A 16,668-nucleotide genomic window follows, 5' to 3' on the forward strand; every position below is an offset into this window, starting at 1 on the left:
GCCGCCCCAGGCCTACCCGCTTCCCTCCGCCTACGCCGGGACCTGCGGGGTGGCCGCCGGGGGTGGTGCGGCCAAGGCCCCGTCCTCGCCGGTGACCAACAGCGCCGGCCAGGTGATCGTCTCGCCGACGCACTGCTGAGCCGATGAAGGCGACGCTCCGACTACCGCTCCTGGTACTTGTACCCCTTGCTCCGGTCGTCGCTGTGGCGGGCATGACTCCGGCCCACGCGGCGCCGCCCTCTGCATGCAGTGCGTCCTGGCCCCAGTTCGGCCACGACGAGCTCCACAGCGCAGCGGCCGCCATGTGTCCGGGCGCCGACAACATCACTGCCGGCAACGCGTCCGGGCTTGCCCCACGGTGGTTCCTGCCCACCCAGGGCGCCGTCACCGCCGAGCCCGCCGTAGTCGGGGGAACTGTGTACGTGGGCGACTCGTCGGGCAGCTTCCGGGCCATCACGGCCGCCAACGGCTTGGTGAAATGGTCCTTCACCAGCACCGACCAGCACAAGGCGGCGTTTGGGGAGTTCCCCTCCTCCCCGGAGGTGGCCAGCCTGCCAGGAAGCCCCCATCCCCTTGCCTTCGTGGGCGGAGGAGGAACCCTCTATGCGCTCGACTCTGTCACGGGGAAGAAGGTGTGGGGCACCGACGTGGATCCGGCTCAGCCGACAAGTGCCATCGAGATCGAGTCCTCGCCCGTGGTGAATCTGAGCACGTCGCCACCGGAGGTGATCGTCGGGAGTGATGACAACGGCTCTCCTGGCATCCAGGTGACCGGGATACAGGCGTTCAACGCTTACACCGGCGCGCTCTTGTGGAAGTACGAGCCCGAGCGCGACACCGTGGTCCACAGCCTTGGAGACGATCATCAAGGCAACGCTTGCGGAGACGTGTGGTCCTCTCCCGCCCTTGACACCCAGGCGGGACTGGTGGTGTTCGGCACGGGCAACTGCGCAGACCAAACAGGGGCCATCGCCGCCCATGACTTTGCGACCAACTCTGGAATCTTTGCCGTCAACGCCAAGACGGGGCAGCGGGTGTGGTCGTTCTTCGAGCCTCCCAACCAATACGACACGGGCCAGCCCAGCGACTCTGCAACTGGCGACGATGACTTCGGGTCCTCCGCCGCCATCGTCCACAACGTGGCCCTGCCCGGCGGCAAGCACGCCCCGCTGGTGATCGAGGCCAGCAAGTCCGGCTACGCGTACGCCGTGGACGAACGGAGCGGGAGATTGGTCTGGAAGGACGAGCCTTCCCAGGCGGGCCAGCTCAGCCCACAGCTCGTAGGCGCCGTTGGGGGCACAATCGGCGGGCTGTCCGTCGGACAGGCCGCCGGCCGGCCCGCAGCATTCATGACCTCAGCCATACCCCTGCCCTTTGCCGGCCCCGGCGTTGACCTGGGGGCCACCCCGCCGGGCGCCACCGCCGACACGAGCCTGGCCAACGATCCCCGTCGGGCGGTGTCCCTCCACGCCGTGGATCTGGCCACGGGTGCGGTCATCTGGCAGGACGCCCTTTCGGCGCCCAGCTATGCACCGACCTCCTATTCCGGCGGAGTGGTCTTCGCCCCGTCCACGACGGCCTTCGACGTGGCCGCCTACGACGCCAACACCGGGAAGCCCCTGTGGGGTGCGCCCATAGCGGCGGCGGCCTCCGGAGGCACTTCCATCGTCGGACCTGATGCTTTCCTGGGCACCGGAACCTCCTTCGGCTCAGCTGGTCCGCTGCCTGTGCCACCTCAGGCTTTCGGCGTGTGGTCATTCGGCATAGCCGGCCCGGCTGCGCCGTGACGCACGATTGACCACAACCGCACCACTACGCCGTCCCTTGGGCATATACAAGTGTCCTTTCTGTGTCTGCGCGATCGTCGTGTGTATGGAGCGGCAGACACCGCCTGCCCGGAAAGGACGATCATGGCTGGCTATGCAGCGCTGCTGTATTTCGATGCGGAACGGTACTGGAGCGACCCCGACGAGGCCGAGTTCACCCCCGCCTACGGCAAGGCCATCGAGGCTGGTGAGGCGGCTGGGATTCTGCAGGGGCCATGGCCGTACGGGCGGGCCTTGGAACCCCCGTCGATGGCCACAACGATCACCGTGGCCGGGGGTAAAGATGGCGACGTGATGTTGACCGACGGGCCGTACGCCGAGGCCAAAGAGGTGCTCGGGGGCTTCGTGTTGCTGGAGGCGGCAGATCTCGACGAGGCCATCCGCTGGGCCGCGCAACTCCCCGCTGCCTGGCGGGGCAAGGTCGAGGTGCGCCCGGTGGCGCCGGTCCCGGGCAGCGCACCCCCAGGGTGATCCCCGAGGAACTCCTGGCCGAGACGATCCGGGCTGAGGGCAGTCGGGTGCTGGCGACCCTGATCCGCACCTTGGGCGACCTGCAGACGGCCGAGGACGCGGTGCAAGAGGCCACGGTCGCAGCCCTGCGGACTTGGCGGCGTACAGGAGTGCCGGAAAACCCCCGGGCGTGGTTGACCGTCACGGCTCGCCACAAGGCTCTCGACGCCCTGCGCCGGGAGTCTGGCCGGCCGGACAGGGAGACGGCCGCCGAGTCAACCTGGAGACCGGGGCCGATGGACCCTGCGGAGGAGGCGATCGAGGTGCTCGAGCCCGAGAGCGTGGTTCGGGATGATCTGCTGCGCCTGGTGTTCACCTGCTGTCACCCGGCACTTGGTCGCGAGGCGCAGGTGGCACTGGCCCTGCGCACCCTCGCCGGCCTCGAGGTGACCGCGATCGCACGGGTGTTCCTGGTGCCCGAGGCCACCCTGGCCAAGCGCATCACCCGCGCCAAGCAGAAGATCGCAACCGCCCGGATTCCCTACCGCGTTCCCTCCGACTCCGAGCTTCCCGAGCGACTGCCCGCCGTACTCGCAGTGGTCTACCTCATCGCCACCGAGGCCCACGCCCCGAGTGGGGGCGACGACGTCGTGCGGGTCGACCTCGAGGTCGAGGCCTTGCGGTTGGCCCGGTTGCTGGTCGAGCTCATGCCCGACGAAGCCGAGGTGCTCTCTCTGCTGGCGTTGCTGCTCCTCACCGGCGCCCGCCGCCCGGCTCGGGTGGACGCGGTCGGCGACCCGGTGCTCCTTGCCGACCAGGACCGCTCGCTCTGGGACAGGGCGGCCATCGCGGAGGGGTCGCAGAGGCTGGCGGATGCGGTCCGCTGGTCAGGAGGGGTCGCTGGGCCCTACCAGTTGCAGGCGCACTTGGCGGCCTGCCACTCCACAGCACACAGGTGGGCCGACACGGACTGGGACCGCATTGTAGGCCTCTACGACCTCCTCTCGAGGACCACGGCAAATCCGGCTGTGGCGCTCAACCGGGCCGTGGCCGTGTGCGAGCGGGACGGCCCGCTGGCAGGGCTGGCCGCCCTCGATGCCATAGCCAGCCTGTCTAGATCGCATCTTTGGCACGCAGCCCGAGCTGACGCCCTTCGTCGACTCGACCGCATCCAGAAAGCGCGTGAGGAGCTTCAACGCGCGGCCGACCTCGCCCCATCGGGGCCAGAGCAGCGCCTCCTCGCCCGCCGGTTGGGCGCGTATTCCTCGGGAGGCTCGTAGCAGCACGGTCGACGCACCGATCCTGGAGCGACGGGGTGCTCAACGACCTCGACAGGCGCCAGCTCCCGACGGCAGCACTGGTCACCCACCCACAGGCAGGGTCACAGTGTTCCTGCCGGTGTGGATGTGGGGGTCGCAAGACCATCTGGACCAGGGAGCGCACCCTTCCCATTGTCGGCCGAAGGGTTGCCGACATGTCGGCGTTTTCCCGCGGAGCGGTCCATTCAGCCTCTTGCCGTTCGTCTCATAGGTAGTGCCGGCCCGAACCGGCGAACAGGAGGAGATCGTCATCATGGCGACAATCGCGGACAAAGCAGTTCTGGTGACCGGGGCCAATCGAGGCATCGGTCGAGCGCTGGTCGAGGAAGCATTGAGGCGAGACGCCAGGCGCGTGTATGCCGGTACGCGCGAGCCCTTGGACCACTCGGATGGGCGCATCATGCCCTTGACCCTGGACGTGACCAGCGCGCCGCAGATCGAGCGAGCTGTGGAGGAAGTCGAGTCGCTCGATGTCCTCGTCAACAACGCCGGTGTGGCACTCTATGATGACCTGAGCGACCGTTCCGTGCTCGAACGACACCTCGCCGTGAACTTTTTCGGCACATACGGGGTGACCCAGGCTTTTCTGCCGTTGCTGATTCGTTCTCGGGGAGCCATCGTCAACAATGTGTCGACGATGGCCTTGGCTCCGTTGCCGCTCACTCCGGCCTACGCGATCTCAAAGGCGGCCGCGTTCAACCTGACGCAATCGCTGCGCGCCCTGTTGGCCGGACGGGGGGTGAGGGTTCATGCAGTCCTGACCGGCCCCACGGACACGGATATGACCCGAGGCTTCGACATACCAAAGGCCTCTCCGGAGTCCGTCGCCCAAGCTATCTTCGACGGAGTCGAGAACCAGGAGGATGACATCTTCCCCGATCCCATGTCGGAGACCATGGCTGAGAGCTGGCGCAGCGGTGCGGCGAAGGCGCTCGAGCGCCAGAATGCGGCGGCCGTGGAGGCAGCGTAGTCATGGGCACCGGACGGACCACGTCAGGCTGTTGTAATCACAAGAAGGAGAACCAATGATCGACCACCCGAACCCGACGGTGGGGAACTCGTCATGAAAACCCGCCCGATCGTGTCACCAGGGGAGTGGGAGGCTGCGCGCCAGCAACTTCTCGTGAAGGAGAAGGAACTGACTCGCGCCCGCGACGCGTTGGCCGCTGAGCGTCGCCGCATGCCGTGGGTTGCTATTGAGAAGAAGTACGAGTTCGACGGCCCCAGAGGAAGAGCAAGCCTCCTCGACCTGTTCGAGGGCCGCCGCCAGCTGATCGTCTACCGCGCCTTCTTCGAACCCGGCGTGTACGGCTGGCCCGACCATGCCTGCGTCGGCTGCTCACTGGTAGCCGACCAGGTCGCCCACGTCGCCCATCTGAACGCCCGCGACACCACGCTGGCCTTCGCCTCGCCCTCGCCGCAGCAAGACATCGAGCGCGTGAAGGCGCGGATGGGATGGACGATGCCCTGGTACACCATGACCGATCGCTTCGCCACCGACTTCGGCGTGGACGAATGGCACGGCACGAACGCGTTCATCCGCGACGGCGACGGTGTGTTTCGCACCTACTTCGTCAACAACCGCGGCGACGAAGCAATGGGGAGTACCTGGAGCTACCTCGACCTGACCGCGCTCGGACGCCAGGAGGAGTGGGAGGAGTCGCCCGAGGGCTACCCCCAAAGCCCACCGTACGCGTGGTGGCGCTGGCACGACGAATACGGCGACGCCGCGCCGTCCCAGTAGGGGAGCGACCGCGACGGGTCGACAGGGCTTTTTTCGAGATACTGGGAGACAGACAAACGCCGTCTGTCTTTTTCAGTCCTCCCCTGCTCGAGGCAGGTGGTCGTCCAGTGCCTTCACCAGCAAGGCGCGAAACGTCGCCCGCTCTGATTCGCTGAGCCCACCGAGGATCTCGTTCTCGATGCTCCCCTGGGCCACCTCCGCCCGCTCCAAGGCTTCCAGCCCGGCGTCCGTGATGTCGACGATGTGGCGCCGGCGGTCGGCCGGATCCCGCCGGCGCTCCACGAACTCCAGGTCCTCGAGGTCGTTGAGCACAAGCACGCCTGTGTTGGAGTCCATGGAGAGGTCCTCGGTCATGCCCTGCTGCGACACCCCCGGGTGGTCGCGCAAATATGCGAGGACCACCATGTTCTTGAGGTTCATGCCGACCAGCTCCATCGAGCTGCGCAGGTAGACAGCCCGCGCAAGTCGGGTGAGGAGCACGATCGTCCCAGTGGTGGGCGAAGCGGTTGACCGAGCGTTCACGACCCAGATCCTAACCGCCGGACCGGGTCGATCACCTCGCTAGGATAGTCCCGAAATCATGACTATCCCCACCACGGTGACCATTCCCCGGCCCATCGGCGACCGCCGGCGCTGGATAGCCCTGGTTGTCGTCTGCCTGGCCATGCTCATGAATGCGCTCGATGCCTCCATCGTCAATGTGGCGCTCCCGGCGGTCCAGCGCAGCCTCCACTTCAGCCAGTCGGGCCTGACTTGGGTGGTGGACGCCTACCTCATCTCCTTCGGCAGCTTCCTCCTCATGGCCGGTCGCCTGGGCGATCTCATCGGCCGCAAGAAGGTGTTCCTGGTCGGGGTGACGCTGTTCACCCTCGCGTCCATCGCCTGCGGATCGGCCGATAGCCAGGCCATGCTGGTGACGGCGCGCTTCGTCCAGGGCATCGGTGGGGCATTGTCCGCCTCGGTAATCGTCGCCATCATCGTGACGGAGTTCCCCAGCCCGGTCGAGCGGGCCAAGGCCATGAGCGCCTACGTCTTCGTCGCTGTGGGTGGCGGCTCCGTCGGCCTGCTGGCCGGCGGCGTGCTGACCCAGGCATTGAGCTGGCACTGGATCTTCCTCGTGAATGTGCCTATTGGCATCGCCACCCTGATCCTCGGCCGCATTCTCGTGGTGGAGAACGTCGGCCTTGGCATCAGACAGGGGGTCGATGTCGTCGGTTCGGTGCTGGTGACCCTGTCCCTGATGATCGGCATCTACGGGATCGTCACGGCATCGAGCGACGGCTGGGCGTCGCCGCACACGCTGGCCTCGCTCGGCATCGCCGTAGGGCTGTTCGCCGGCTTCATCGTTTTGGAGTCGCGGCTCGCCAACCCGATCATGCCGCTGCGCATCCTGAGGCTGCGCACCCTGACCGGTTCGAGCGTGATTCGCGGCTGCATCATCACCGGCATGTTCTCGACCTTCTTCATCGGCGCGCTCTACCTCGAGCACGTGCTGGGCTACAGCCCTATCCGTACAGGTTTGGCTTTCGTCCCCCAGGTAGTCGTCATGGCGGCCATGTCGGCCGGCATCACAGCCCGACTGATCAACCGCTTTGGCCCCAAACCGGTGATGTACCCGGCCCTGGTCCTTACTGCTGCCGGCCTGATCCTGCTCGCCCTGGCCGGTGAGCACGCGAGCTACTTCCCCCAGATCTTCTTCCCCTTCCTCTTGTTGGGCGTGGGCGCCGGCGCGTCGTTCATGCCCTTGCTGCAGATCGCAATGTCGGAGATCCCCAACGCCGATGCCGGGTTGGGCTCGGGCGTCGTCAACGTCTCCCAGCAGCTGGCCGGCGCCGTCGGCCTAGCCGTGCTGAGCACGATCGCCACCAGCCGGACCCGGTCATTGGTCGCTGGCGGCCATCCCCTCGTGGGCTCGTTGACGTCCGGCTACCACTTGGCGCTCTACATTGCCGCTGGGTGCGTTCTGGCGGGCCTGGTCTTGGCTCCGGTCCTGTTGCGGACAACCGAGCCATCCGAAGAGGAGCAGGCTCGCATCGCAGAGAACATGCAGAGTCCGAAAGCCAACGAGCACCTGGTGGTTTAAGGTAGCCACGGTCCCGCCGCTGCGGGATCTTCGCGCCCGTATCATCATGGGATGCCTCGCACAGACACAGCTTCTCGGATGATCGCCGCCTCGTGTGAGCGGGTCTATGCGGCCTTTGTCGATCCCGACGCCCTGACAGCATGGCTTCCGCCAGGAGGAATGACGGGGGCCTTCGAACGATTTGATCCGCGTCCCGGCGGGTCCTATCGAATGGTGTTGACCTACGCCGACGCCTCTGTCTCACAGGGCAAGGCCACTGGGGACACCGATATCGTCGAGGCAAAATACATCGACCTCGTCCCCGGCGTGCGTGTGGTGCAAGCGGTGGACTTCGTTTCCGACGATCCCGCCTACGCCGGCACGATGACCATGACGTGGGAGGTCATGGCAGTCGATGGAGAAACGCGCGTCGACATCATTGCTGACAATGTCCCCGATGGCATCTCAGCGGACGATCACTCCGAAGGCATGGTCTCCTCCTTGGTGAAGCTCGCAGAGTATCTCGAGGGATAGCAACGCGCATTGGGGGAGGGCGGGGTGCAGTGAAACGTCGCCGTCGTCGTTCGGAACGATGCAGACCCTGATCACTACTTCGCGTGTCGATCCGCTGGCCGTCGAGAGCGAAGCGGCGACTTGCGCCCGACCGGCCTCGCGTCATCGGGAACAGCGGAGTCGATCAGGGCGGCGGCGACGGTCTGTGCAGCTTCGGCAACGTTCGCGTCGTGGTCCATCCAGGCGGAGATCCCGGCGCCGTCGTAGAGCAGGACAAGTTGTCGGGCGAGGTGCTCGGGGTCGGTCGCCCCCGCCTCCTTGGCACTGTCAAAGAACAGCGAGCGAACCCAATTGCGATAGTCCTCCGTGACTTCCTCGACGCTGCTTCCTGGCGATGACTCCGCGTTCGCACTGACGAAGGCGCAGCCACGGAAGCCCGGTTCGATGAACGATAGGCCTTGGACTTCGAAGATCCCGAGCAGACGATCACGTGGGGTCTCGAAGCGAGCGGCGAGCTCTTGCATCATGCGCTCGCGGGTGCGGTCGTGGCGCGCCACCAGGTAGGCCCGAACCAATCCATCCTTGTTCCCGAACAAGGAATAGAGCGTCGCCTTCGCCACGCCCGCGCGCTCGACGATCCGATCGACGCCGACCGTGTGCACACCCTCCTCATAAAAAAGCTCGCTGGCAGCGACCAGCAGCCGCTCGCGAGCCGAGGCCCGCTCGACGACTGATTCTGTGGCCATGAGATTGACTTTACCAGAACGGTCTGTATAGTAGGCGGTAAACAGACCGTCCTGTTCAATATCCCAAAGGGAGCCCCATGTCAGATCCCGCCGTCTCAAGACAGTCCCTTACCGCTCTCGTTACGGGGGCGACCTCCGGCCTGGGCAGGGAAGTCGCCGTGCAGCTCGCTCGCGACGGCATGAGCGTCATCGTTGTCGGACGGGACGACACTCGAGGCGCCGCCGTTGTTGAACAGATCGAAGCAGCGGGAGGTCGAGCCTCATTCATCGCCGCCGATCTCAGTGACCCCGCGGACATCCAGCGCCTTGCCAAAGAGGCTGGCGAGGTCGACGTCCTGGTGAACAACGCCGGGCACGCCGTTTACGGACCGACCGAGGAGACCACCGTCGACGACTTCGACGCCATGTTCGCCAGCAACGTCCGAGCGCCGTACCTTCTCGTCGGCGCGTTCGCCCCGGCCATGGCGGCCAAAGGCACTGGCAGCATCATCAACATCAGCAGCATGGCTGGGCGCATCGGATTGCCCGGAGGCGCCGCCTACGGAGCAACCAAGGCGGCTCTTGCATCGCTGACCCAGGGCTGGACGGCCGAGTACAGCCCCAGGGGCGTGCGGGTTAACGCCGTTGCCCCAGGTCCCATCTACACCCGGCCCGAAGGACGCCAACTCTTCGACAGCCTTGGCGCCACCACCGCGCTCAACCGGGCCGCCCAGCCCGACGAGATCGCCGAGGTCGTCGCGTTCCTCGCCTCACCCCGAGCCAGCTACGTCACCGGCGCCATCGTCGCCGCCGACGGCGGCCGCACCGCCATCTAGCTCCCAGCGAGCTGCACAGAGACACGGAGATGCACCATGGCAAGCTTGGTGCCGTGAAGTTGAACGACGTCGAGCAGGGCGGTACTCGATGGAGAACGTTCGCGGACCCCGAAGGCAACGAGTTCGACCTGGTGGCGACCGCGCCATAGCCACCACCGTCACATCCGACCGTGGTGCCACCCAAAGGTGCTCACGGCCTGACGATCAGCTCTCCGGTGCCGCCGCCAGCGGCCCACATCGCTTCCTACATAATGTCATGCGAGACTCCGAGACAATCGAGTGATGGGAGCCGGTTCATGATCTTCGGTGCACATCTGATTGTGTACAGCCGGGATGCCGCGGCGGATCGGGCCTTCTTCCGGGACATCCTCGGTTTCCCGTCCGTTGATGCCGGCCACGATTGGCTGATCTTCGGGCTGCCTCCAGGAGAGCTGGCTGTCCATCCCACCGACGTAGACGGCTCGGACGAGCTCTATCTCATGTGCGACGATCTCAGCGCGGAGATACAGACGCTCGGCAGCAAGGGCGTCAGGTGTTCGGAAGTCGAAGAAGCACGGTGGGGTTCGGTGACCAAGATCCAGCTCCCCGGAGGAGGAACAGTTGGGCTCTACGAGCCGAAGCATCCGTCCCCATCGCACGCCGTCTCCACCTGAACCGGGCCCGAACCATCGGGCTAGCCCTGGGCGAGCCGACGAGGAAGCGACACCTCGGTAGCACACCATCGTGGTGGAAGGACCACGGCGACGAGCGGCGTACTCGTAGCTACTTGGTCTTGCGGAAATCTATCCCTTCGGCAAGGAGGCGGACTGTGTCGGCGATGTCGGCCACCGGGACAATCTCAAAGTCGAAGTATGCACCGAACTTCGCCGGACCCTCGCCCAGGGATTCGGGATTGTCGGTCTCTACGATGGAGTATCCGCCTCGGCCGTCGAGTCGGCCGAGGAACTCGTGAAACGTCTCGTCAGACGGGGGCGTCCACTTGCTGTAGACCTCGAGGACGCGGGCCACTGCCGCTTCGTTATCTGCGGCTGAGGCGCCGCTCCGAGTGATCCATGACACCAGGTATTTCATGGTCCCATACCCCCTGTTCGCTGCGTGGCGTCCCGTCGACGCCACGCGTCACGCTAACTCCCAGCGACGGTGCACGCTCGGTGAAGCCGACGTGGAGGTGTGGGTGCGAGGGTCCAGGTGCGTGGTGGGTGGGCAGACATCCCGACCAGGATGCCGTTCTCAGGAGGTCGACCTCCCGGGGGGCGCGAGCCTCATGGTCTGAGCTGGAAGGGCGGATATCTGTCCGTGACAAGTACCGTCGTGTAGGCCTGAACCCGGATGGACCACCGCATGAGGCCGACCACGAAGTCATGGAAGGACCGGGGATAGCGGCCGGTAAAGAGCACCACGAACCAGCCGATCAGGCTGAGGACGATGCCGGCGATGTACAGGAAGAAGAGCACGATGTAGTGCGGGATGGCCAGGAACCACTTGACCAGAGGTAGCCATCGATTGAGCGCACCGCCGCCTTGAGGGTCAGGGAGCTCGATGTGCACAGCCTGCTCTTCGTCGGTTGAGGGGTACTCGTCTCGCAGTATCAGGAGATAGGCGAAGACCCGGCTGCCGAACCTGACCATGTTGAGGTTGAAGTCGAACCACCAACCCGGATACTTGCGCCGGAACAGCAGCATTAGCAGCGTGGGCAGGAAGATGACGCCGCCCGCACCAAAGCTCGACCCGTAGCCGACGTGGATCTGTCCACTGCCCAACAAGGAGAGCACGACCAGGACGGGTAGGGCCGTGAAGACCCGAAAGCCCACTGTCAGGCGGTTGCGCGGGGCGTCTTCATAGTCGACTGACAAGTCGACCGGGTAGGGATTGGAAGTCTCTGGCTGCACGATCTCAATACCTCCTGGGTCCCGGCGGGGCTATCGATCCCAGTATCTGGCAGGGTGAGACTAGGCCAAGGACGGAAATAGGCTAGGGATCCCACGCCACGGCCTGTCAAGGAAAACCGTCAGGAACCAGTCAGCATCTAGTAAGCAAACCGTCAGGGTCCAGCGGCAAACTGCCGCCATGGCACGATCCCGTCTCCGCTCCCAGCTGTACCGAGCGGCGCGCGACCTGGGGAATGTCGAGGCGGCCGAGAAGGGCCCTGAGGCGCTCGCCAAGCGGACGGTACGGCGAGACGTGTACCGGCGCACCAACCGGACCACCGCCCGTCTCCTGCGACGGCTGGGGCTCTAGGGCGTTGACCGTCGAGGGCCTCAACGGGATCAGGTGTGACACCTGCGGCGTGGTTGCCGCCATGCCAAGGTCAGGTACGTCAGGCAGCTCTGACGAACCTCCCGAAATGGTTGTCCGCAGGTGGGCGGCGGGTGGGGGATGGACCACCGACAACGAGGGCAAGGACCGCTGCGCCGAACACTCCCGCGCCTAGCTCGCTGAGCTCGCGCCTGCGCCGGCACGAGGCGAGGCGCCTCCAGGGCCGGGCGCCAGATCAATCGCGGGGCACCCCCGGAGCCGGGCAGCTCGCCCTATGCTCCACACATGCGGGCGGTATTGGCCCACGGTCCGAAGCCTCGCTCCGAATGGAGCTTCTGGGCCGCGGCATCCTGTTCCGCGGGCGGCGCCTGATCCGGCCGGCCGGGATAACCGAGGCTCTGCCAGGTTCCGAGATCGAATTGGTAGGCCCCGTAGTACCCGTTGCCGGTGTTCTCGGCATAGTTGCCCCCGGACTCCTTCTGCCGTATGCAGGCCCAGATGCTGGCCAGGCTGGCAGTACTAGAGGCGGCGCTGGCGCGGATCGGTGCGCGCTTTGGGACGACCCGCGGCGGCGCCCAGGTGGGCGGAGAAGTCGGAGGGGGAGGCGGTGGAGGCGGGGCCGTTGTCGGAGGTGTGACCGTCGTCGGCGGGCTCGGAGGAGGCGGCAAGGGAGCCGTGAGATCCGATGCAGCGGCGCCGCTCGTGAGGGCGGCGGTGGTGATCGGGCTCCGGAGGGCCCCGAAGGCGACACACGAGCCGATAGCCGTCAGGACAGCCGAATAGAAAAGGAGACCCCTCCGTACTGCCGCCGGCGGCACGGAGGACTCGTGCTCCTGCACCGAACCCGGCACCATCTCTGCGTCGCCCACCACCTGAGCTGCAAGCGCCGCGTGTCGTCGGCGACGGAGCAGTGTGTCGTCGTCACCCAGGAGATCCGTCGGGTGACTCACGATGGGAACTTCGCCTGTGTGATGTCCGCCATGGAGTGATGAGAGCTCCGCACGGTGATTGGCGCCCTACCCGGCACCACGAGTTCACGACCCTCGTCAGGGCTCGTCCTCAACCTTCTGCAAGCGGACGGGCCAGTCCTGTGACTTCACGGAAGAAAATCGGCACATTTCATCCCAGTTCCCAGGGTGACCAGGTGGGGAGTCGGCGGGGTCAGTCCTCACGGGAGCCTCGTGGCGAGCGGGGCACCCCGACCCGGTCGGGCCAGCTCCGCACCAAGCGAGACTCCCAAAATGGGTGTTTGCACTTGAATTTGGCGGGTACTGACATTTGACAGCACCTGCGAAACGAAAGGTCTGGGGACGGACGGATGGCACTGCTGGATGGTCACGCGCTCACAGAGCTCGGATGGAGCGAGCTATGCGAGCACAGTTGGTCCGACCTCTTGGATCGAGGTCTGCCCCGTGAGCTCGCCGACTTCAGCCATGACCTGGGTGATCGCAGTGGCCGCCCGATCCTGGTTTTCACCATGCCCATGATGCAGGCCGGCGTGCCTAGCCTCGCCATTCCGTTGCTGAGCGGTGATGGAATCCTGCTCGATCCATTTCTCCTCGACCTTCCCGACGAGCTGACGAACGCCTTTGCTCTTGAGCTCGGCTACATGCTCTATCCGGGCTGGGATGACCCTGTTCTGGAGGCGTATGACGAAATGGTGGCGTTCGCCTCTGTCCTCGGTCGAGCGTTGCTCCGCCGATTGCCTCGCCGGGTGCACGAGCTCGACTCGACGGTCGAACTGACGCTGCGTAATCTCGATGGCGACGCTGGAGCACGGCGCTATGCGACCGGGGGCCTCTAGACCCTCTCCTCGGGGGCGAGGGGAGGGGGTTGTCGGCGATGCCACGAACGCATGTTCGGGCCCGCGGCGGAAAAAGCTCGAGGCAGTCGGGGGGATCGACAGGCGCCCCCCAGAGGCGCACACTCGCGAAAGGACACCGCGGGCGTGGGCTGGTCCGCACTTGGCCCCCCGACGGTTCCGGCGCCGGCTTCGTTCCACGAGCGAAACCGGCGCGCCCGCGATCATCGGCCGCCCATGGTTGGCATCGACCACCTAGCTGGCGAGATAAGGACCGGCTCGGGATTCCACCCCAACAGGTGACCCCTCGTACCCTTCTCATCGCAGCTCGACCCGCTTACCGTGAAAGGTGACCACGGCGGCTCCCCCCTCGTGGTCGTGGAGGACGGGCGGGGGCCCATGGATGAGCGATAAGTGCGCCCCAGGGTCCCCGTGCCGTCTTCCGTCGTTGACTGTCCGGCGTCGCTGACCTTGCGCCGTGGTGCGGAAGGCGAAGGTGAGTGCTTGGAGTGACGGCGCGCCCGCCGGGAGTGGGGCGAGTAGTGGAAACGGCTGGAGTCTCGGACGCTCGGGTGGGGAGGTGCTCGCCAGTGCGCACTCCACCGCGTCAGCAGGCGGTCGACGAGGTGGTGCCGGAGTGCGACCTGCCTTAGATTGCCGGGAACGCTTGAGGGAGGAAGCATGAGATTGCACGTTTGCTGGTCTGTTGGATGACCGGAGAAGTGCTGTTCATCACGGGCGCAGCCAGCGGCATCGGTGCCGCGGTGGCCAGGGAGGCAGTGGGTCGCGGCTACCGGGCGGTGCTGGCCGACATCAATGAGCCGGCAGCCAAGGCACTGGCAGATGAGCTCGGATCGGCGGCCATTGCCGTGAGTCTGGACGTGCGAAACGCCGCCGGATGGGAGTCGGCACTAGACGCCGGGTGGAATGCATTCGGGAGTGTTGATGTGCTGGTGAACAATGCTGGTATCGTCCGCACCGGATTCGCCCAACAACTTGATCTTGCCGCTCACCGGGAAATGATGGACGTCAACTTCTTCGGTCCCGTCACTGGCATGAAGGCAGTGATTCCGAGGTTCAGGGCGCAAGGCCACGGCCAGATCCTGAACATCTGCAGCATGACGGCATTCATGCCTCTCACGGGCTATGCGACCTATGGTGCCACCAAACACGCGCTGCGCGTGTTTCATCACAGCCTCGCGCTTGAAGAGCGCGATGGACCGGTGAGCTTCACCATCGTGCACCCGCCAGCCGTCCAGACACCCATGTTGGAACAGGAGCTGGCGGACGAGTCTGCATTCCTTGGCTTCGCAGAACGAGCTATCGATCCCTCCGTGCTGGCGGAGAGCGTCGTCGATGCCATCAAGACAAAGCCAGTCGAGCTCGTGTTCCCGACCGTAATGGGCCGCGTCCAGCGCGCCTTCGGCGTGTTCCCGCGTTTGATGCGTGTGGCCATCCCGATCGCCGAACGCACGGCAAGGCGTCACCGAGCCAGCCTCGTGCTCGGTCGCTCGGAGCCGGCGAGGCAGAGCTCAGCGGTCGATCGCCATTAGGCGGGAGCAGTGCGGCGGGCGACGGAGACCGAATACGCGCCTGGACGGGCAAGCAGTATCGGGTCGTCGGTGAGGCGAATGCCGTCGGGAACCCGGCTTGGGTCGAACACCAGCACATCGCCGTCGTTCTCACGGTCGTAGGCGAGCGCTGTCACCTCCAGCCGACCTAGGAGTGCGACCTCGCGATCGTCGGGCCAGGCTGCCGTCGGGTCGTGGAGCGGGTCGCCCTCACCGGCCAACTGGACTTGGACGTCAAAGGCGGCTGGACCACGCGCGAAGCGATCGACCAGCTCATCGCGAAGGTACTCGGAGGGACGGGTTGCAGCTTCCTTTTCGGCGAGGGATGCCTCACCCGCACTCGGTACGAGGTGGTAACGCCCGTAGCGGACCTTGCCGTCGGCGGCGATGAATCCGAATGCGTGTAGCCCGTGATAGGCGAGGGTGGCGTAGCTAGCAGGGATGGCGTGGGTGATGGCGGCGGTCACAGCCGGCACCGCCTCAGGATGCGCGGCGAGGTATTCGCCCACCTTCTCAACATCTGGCTCCCCGGTGGACGGGTCTGGACGGCGGGCTTCGTTGAAGGCGAGGAGGTCTTCGGGCGTACGGGCGAAGAAGGCCGGCAACGACAAGGCGACGATGTCGGCTGTCCCATCTGACAGATAGAACTTGACCGCCATACCGCGGGCATCGCGCACCCCGTCCGCGGCAGATGGATCGCCGCTCCCGTTGGAGAATCGCACGTGCGCTCGTACCCCGCCAGCCGCAAGGTGGGAAGCCCGGCTCAGCGACGCGGCCTCGGGGTGGGGCGTGAACATGGCTGCACATAGGACGCCTTTGGCGTGAGCGGCCCGACACCCGGGATGGATCCCATAGGTCGCGTTGAGCCCATCCACCAAGCGCTCAGACATGTCGCGATCGAGCATCGCGAGAGCCTACGACACGCGGTGGGATCGCGCTCAGGGCGGAAGTTCGAGCTACCCTCGCCCGATGAGCGCCAATCCCCAAACCCATCCGCGTCACGAGGTCCAGGCCGTCGTGGACCGCTACCACGAGCTCCGCCGCCGCATCGATGAGGGCCTCGAGCCCAAAGGCTTCGGGGCCCTGGCCGAGTTCTACACAGACGACGCCGTCTACGTGGATGCTGCGTGGGGTCGCATCGAGGGTAAGGAGGCCATCGCACACTGGCTGGAGCACTCGATGGTCGGCCTCGGGAAATGGAAGTTTCCGGTGGAGTTCACTGCTATCGAGGGAGACGACGTCGTCGTGAAGTGGACCCAGATCATTCCTGGCGCCCGGGCGGACGGCGCGCCCTACACGCAGTCGGCCTACTCACGATTGCGCTACGCCGGCGACGGGAAGTTCTGTTACGAGGAGGACACGTACAACATGGTTCACGTCTTGGAGGACCTGGAGGCGAGCGGGTGGGTGCCCAGCGAACCCATGAACCTGCCCCCCGAGCACCCTGATCGCAACTGGGCGCTGCCGCAGTAGCACCGACAGCTGCCCTCTCATGAGGTAGCTGCCTGACGAGCGAGACGTGCCTGCGCGATCGAGGGCGACTTCGGTGGTTCCAGTGCTAACCA

The 16,668-nt window shown here is 65.7% G+C and carries 19 protein-coding genes and 1 pseudogene; 15 read left to right on the forward strand and 5 right to left on the reverse strand.

Features of this window, described 5'->3' with window-relative positions; all coding sequences use genetic code 11:
* The first annotated feature begins 143 nt into the window (after positions 1 to 143).
* The 5 genes from VH112_02160 to VH112_02180 all read left to right on the forward strand — a co-directional run bounded on the left by VH112_02160 (position 144) and on the right by VH112_02180 (position 5,339).
* Complete coding sequence (locus tag VH112_02160; protein ID HEX4539021.1) at positions 144 to 1,787, forward strand: PQQ-binding-like beta-propeller repeat protein; 1,644 nt, start codon at positions 144 to 146, stop codon at positions 1,785 to 1,787.
* Between the two features lie 123 nt (positions 1,788 to 1,910).
* Positions 1,911 to 2,297, forward strand: coding sequence for a YciI family protein (locus tag VH112_02165; protein ID HEX4539022.1), 387 nt, complete (start codon positions 1,911 to 1,913; stop codon positions 2,295 to 2,297).
* Positions 2,294 to 3,556 (forward strand): sigma-70 family RNA polymerase sigma factor, encoded by a 1,263-nt coding sequence (locus VH112_02170; GenBank protein HEX4539023.1) that lies wholly within the window; start codon positions 2,294 to 2,296, stop codon positions 3,554 to 3,556. The genes VH112_02165 and VH112_02170 overlap by 4 nt, the downstream gene beginning before the upstream one ends.
* A 292-nt stretch (positions 3,557 to 3,848) precedes the next feature.
* Entirely contained in the window at positions 3,849 to 4,565 is a 717-nt protein-coding gene (locus VH112_02175) for an SDR family NAD(P)-dependent oxidoreductase (GenBank protein ID HEX4539024.1), read from the forward strand.
* Positions 4,566 to 4,658: 93 nt separating this feature from the next.
* A complete protein-coding gene (locus VH112_02180) occupies positions 4,659 to 5,339 on the forward strand; it encodes a DUF899 domain-containing protein (GenBank protein ID HEX4539025.1) in 681 nt (226 codons plus the stop codon).
* Positions 5,340 to 5,411: 72 nt separating this feature from the next.
* On the opposite strand, the gene VH112_02185 is transcribed toward VH112_02180, so the two are convergent.
* Complete coding sequence (locus tag VH112_02185) at positions 5,412 to 5,861, reverse strand: MarR family winged helix-turn-helix transcriptional regulator (GenBank protein HEX4539026.1); 450 nt, start codon at positions 5,859 to 5,861, stop codon at positions 5,412 to 5,414.
* A 58-nt stretch (positions 5,862 to 5,919) separates the two neighbouring features.
* On the opposite strand from VH112_02185, the gene VH112_02190 reads away from it, so the two are divergent.
* Positions 5,920 to 7,422, forward strand: coding sequence for an MFS transporter (locus VH112_02190; protein ID HEX4539027.1), 1,503 nt, complete (start codon positions 5,920 to 5,922; stop codon positions 7,420 to 7,422).
* Between the two features lie 78 nt (positions 7,423 to 7,500).
* Entirely contained in the window at positions 7,501 to 7,935 is a 435-nt protein-coding gene (locus VH112_02195; protein ID HEX4539028.1) for an SRPBCC family protein, read from the forward strand.
* A gap of 74 nt (positions 7,936 to 8,009) precedes the next feature.
* Here VH112_02195 and VH112_02200 read toward each other — a convergent pair whose 3' ends face one another.
* Complete coding sequence (locus VH112_02200; protein HEX4539029.1) at positions 8,010 to 8,759, reverse strand: TetR/AcrR family transcriptional regulator; 750 nt, start codon at positions 8,757 to 8,759, stop codon at positions 8,010 to 8,012.
* Here VH112_02200 and VH112_02205 point away from each other — a divergent pair.
* From VH112_02205 to VH112_02215, 3 genes and pseudogenes are all read left to right on the forward strand, one after another.
* Entirely contained in the window at positions 8,738 to 9,475 is a 738-nt protein-coding gene (locus VH112_02205) for an SDR family oxidoreductase (protein ID HEX4539030.1), read from the forward strand. The two genes, VH112_02200 and VH112_02205, sit on opposite strands and share 22 nt — an antisense overlap.
* A pseudogene (locus tag VH112_02210) lies at positions 9,403 to 9,624 on the forward strand (VOC family protein). The gene VH112_02205 and the pseudogene VH112_02210 overlap by 73 nt, the downstream one beginning before the upstream one ends.
* 147 nt (positions 9,625 to 9,771) lie before the next feature.
* On the forward strand, positions 9,772 to 10,128 hold the full coding sequence (locus VH112_02215; GenBank protein ID HEX4539031.1) for a hypothetical protein: 357 nt from the start codon (positions 9,772 to 9,774) through the stop codon (positions 10,126 to 10,128).
* 109 nt (positions 10,129 to 10,237) lie between these two features.
* Here VH112_02215 and VH112_02220 read toward each other — a convergent pair whose 3' ends face one another.
* A complete protein-coding gene (locus VH112_02220; GenBank protein ID HEX4539032.1) occupies positions 10,238 to 10,546 on the reverse strand; it encodes a DUF3303 family protein in 309 nt (102 codons plus the stop codon).
* A 191-nt stretch (positions 10,547 to 10,737) separates the two neighbouring features.
* Complete coding sequence (locus VH112_02225) at positions 10,738 to 11,364, reverse strand: DUF4389 domain-containing protein (protein HEX4539033.1); 627 nt, start codon at positions 11,362 to 11,364, stop codon at positions 10,738 to 10,740.
* A 178-nt stretch (positions 11,365 to 11,542) separates the two neighbouring features.
* Here VH112_02225 and VH112_02230 point away from each other — a divergent pair, with 178 nt between their 5' ends.
* The 4 genes from VH112_02230 (at position 11,543) to VH112_02245 (ending at position 15,085) form a co-directional block, all read left to right on the forward strand.
* Positions 11,543 to 11,713 (forward strand): hypothetical protein, encoded by a 171-nt coding sequence (locus VH112_02230; protein ID HEX4539034.1) that lies wholly within the window; start codon positions 11,543 to 11,545, stop codon positions 11,711 to 11,713.
* 845 nt (positions 11,714 to 12,558) lie between these two features.
* Positions 12,559 to 12,720 carry a hypothetical protein gene (locus VH112_02235; protein HEX4539035.1) on the forward strand — a complete coding sequence of 54 codons (162 nt, stop codon included), beginning with the start codon at positions 12,559 to 12,561 and terminating at the stop codon, positions 12,718 to 12,720.
* Between the two features lie 329 nt (positions 12,721 to 13,049).
* Entirely contained in the window at positions 13,050 to 13,535 is a 486-nt protein-coding gene (locus tag VH112_02240; protein ID HEX4539036.1) for a hypothetical protein, read from the forward strand.
* A gap of 719 nt (positions 13,536 to 14,254) precedes the next feature.
* Positions 14,255 to 15,085: an SDR family oxidoreductase gene (locus tag VH112_02245; protein HEX4539037.1), complete on the forward strand. Its 831-nt coding sequence runs from the start codon at positions 14,255 to 14,257 to the stop codon at positions 15,083 to 15,085.
* Here the strand turns inward: VH112_02245 and VH112_02250 are convergent.
* Positions 15,082 to 16,008 carry a catalase family peroxidase gene (locus tag VH112_02250; GenBank protein ID HEX4539038.1) on the reverse strand — a complete coding sequence of 309 codons (927 nt, stop codon included), beginning with the start codon at positions 16,006 to 16,008 and terminating at the stop codon, positions 15,082 to 15,084. The two genes, VH112_02245 and VH112_02250, sit on opposite strands and share 4 nt — an antisense overlap.
* Positions 16,009 to 16,072: 64 nt before the next feature.
* Between VH112_02250 and VH112_02255 the strand changes: the two genes are divergently transcribed.
* Positions 16,073 to 16,576, forward strand: a complete 504-nt coding sequence (locus tag VH112_02255; protein HEX4539039.1) for a nuclear transport factor 2 family protein — start codon at positions 16,073 to 16,075, stop codon at positions 16,574 to 16,576.
* The last annotated feature ends 92 nt before the right edge of the window (positions 16,577 to 16,668 follow it).

This window comes from Acidimicrobiales bacterium (assembly GCA_036270875.1).
In the GTDB taxonomy this organism is placed as follows: domain Bacteria; phylum Actinomycetota; class Acidimicrobiia; order Acidimicrobiales; family AC-9; genus AC-9.

Excerpts from the sequence above, each read along its gene's own strand:
- VH112_02230 (HEX4539034.1), top strand. The coding sequence starts at position 11,543 with ATGGCACGATCCCGTCTCCGCTCCCAGCTGTACCGAGCGGCGCGCGAC.
- VH112_02205 (HEX4539030.1), top strand. The coding sequence starts at position 8,738 with ATGTCAGATCCCGCCGTCTCAAGACAGTCCCTTACCGCTCTCGTTACG.
- VH112_02175 (HEX4539024.1), top strand. The coding sequence starts at position 3,849 with ATGGCGACAATCGCGGACAAAGCAGTTCTGGTGACCGGGGCCAATCGA.
- VH112_02190 (HEX4539027.1), top strand. The coding sequence starts at position 5,920 with ATGACTATCCCCACCACGGTGACCATTCCCCGGCCCATCGGCGACCGC.
- VH112_02250 (HEX4539038.1), bottom strand. The coding sequence starts at position 16,008 with ATGCTCGATCGCGACATGTCTGAGCGCTTGGTGGATGGGCTCAACGCG.
- VH112_02180 (HEX4539025.1), top strand. The coding sequence starts at position 4,659 with ATGAAAACCCGCCCGATCGTGTCACCAGGGGAGTGGGAGGCTGCGCGC.
- VH112_02195 (HEX4539028.1), top strand. The coding sequence starts at position 7,501 with ATGATCGCCGCCTCGTGTGAGCGGGTCTATGCGGCCTTTGTCGATCCC.
- VH112_02215 (HEX4539031.1), top strand. The coding sequence starts at position 9,772 with ATGATCTTCGGTGCACATCTGATTGTGTACAGCCGGGATGCCGCGGCG.
- VH112_02255 (HEX4539039.1), top strand. The coding sequence starts at position 16,073 with ATGAGCGCCAATCCCCAAACCCATCCGCGTCACGAGGTCCAGGCCGTC.
- VH112_02220 (HEX4539032.1), bottom strand. The coding sequence starts at position 10,546 with ATGAAATACCTGGTGTCATGGATCACTCGGAGCGGCGCCTCAGCCGCA.
- VH112_02165 (HEX4539022.1), top strand. The coding sequence starts at position 1,911 with ATGGCTGGCTATGCAGCGCTGCTGTATTTCGATGCGGAACGGTACTGG.
- VH112_02160 (HEX4539021.1), top strand. The coding sequence starts at position 144 with ATGAAGGCGACGCTCCGACTACCGCTCCTGGTACTTGTACCCCTTGCT.
- VH112_02240 (HEX4539036.1), top strand. The coding sequence starts at position 13,050 with ATGGCACTGCTGGATGGTCACGCGCTCACAGAGCTCGGATGGAGCGAG.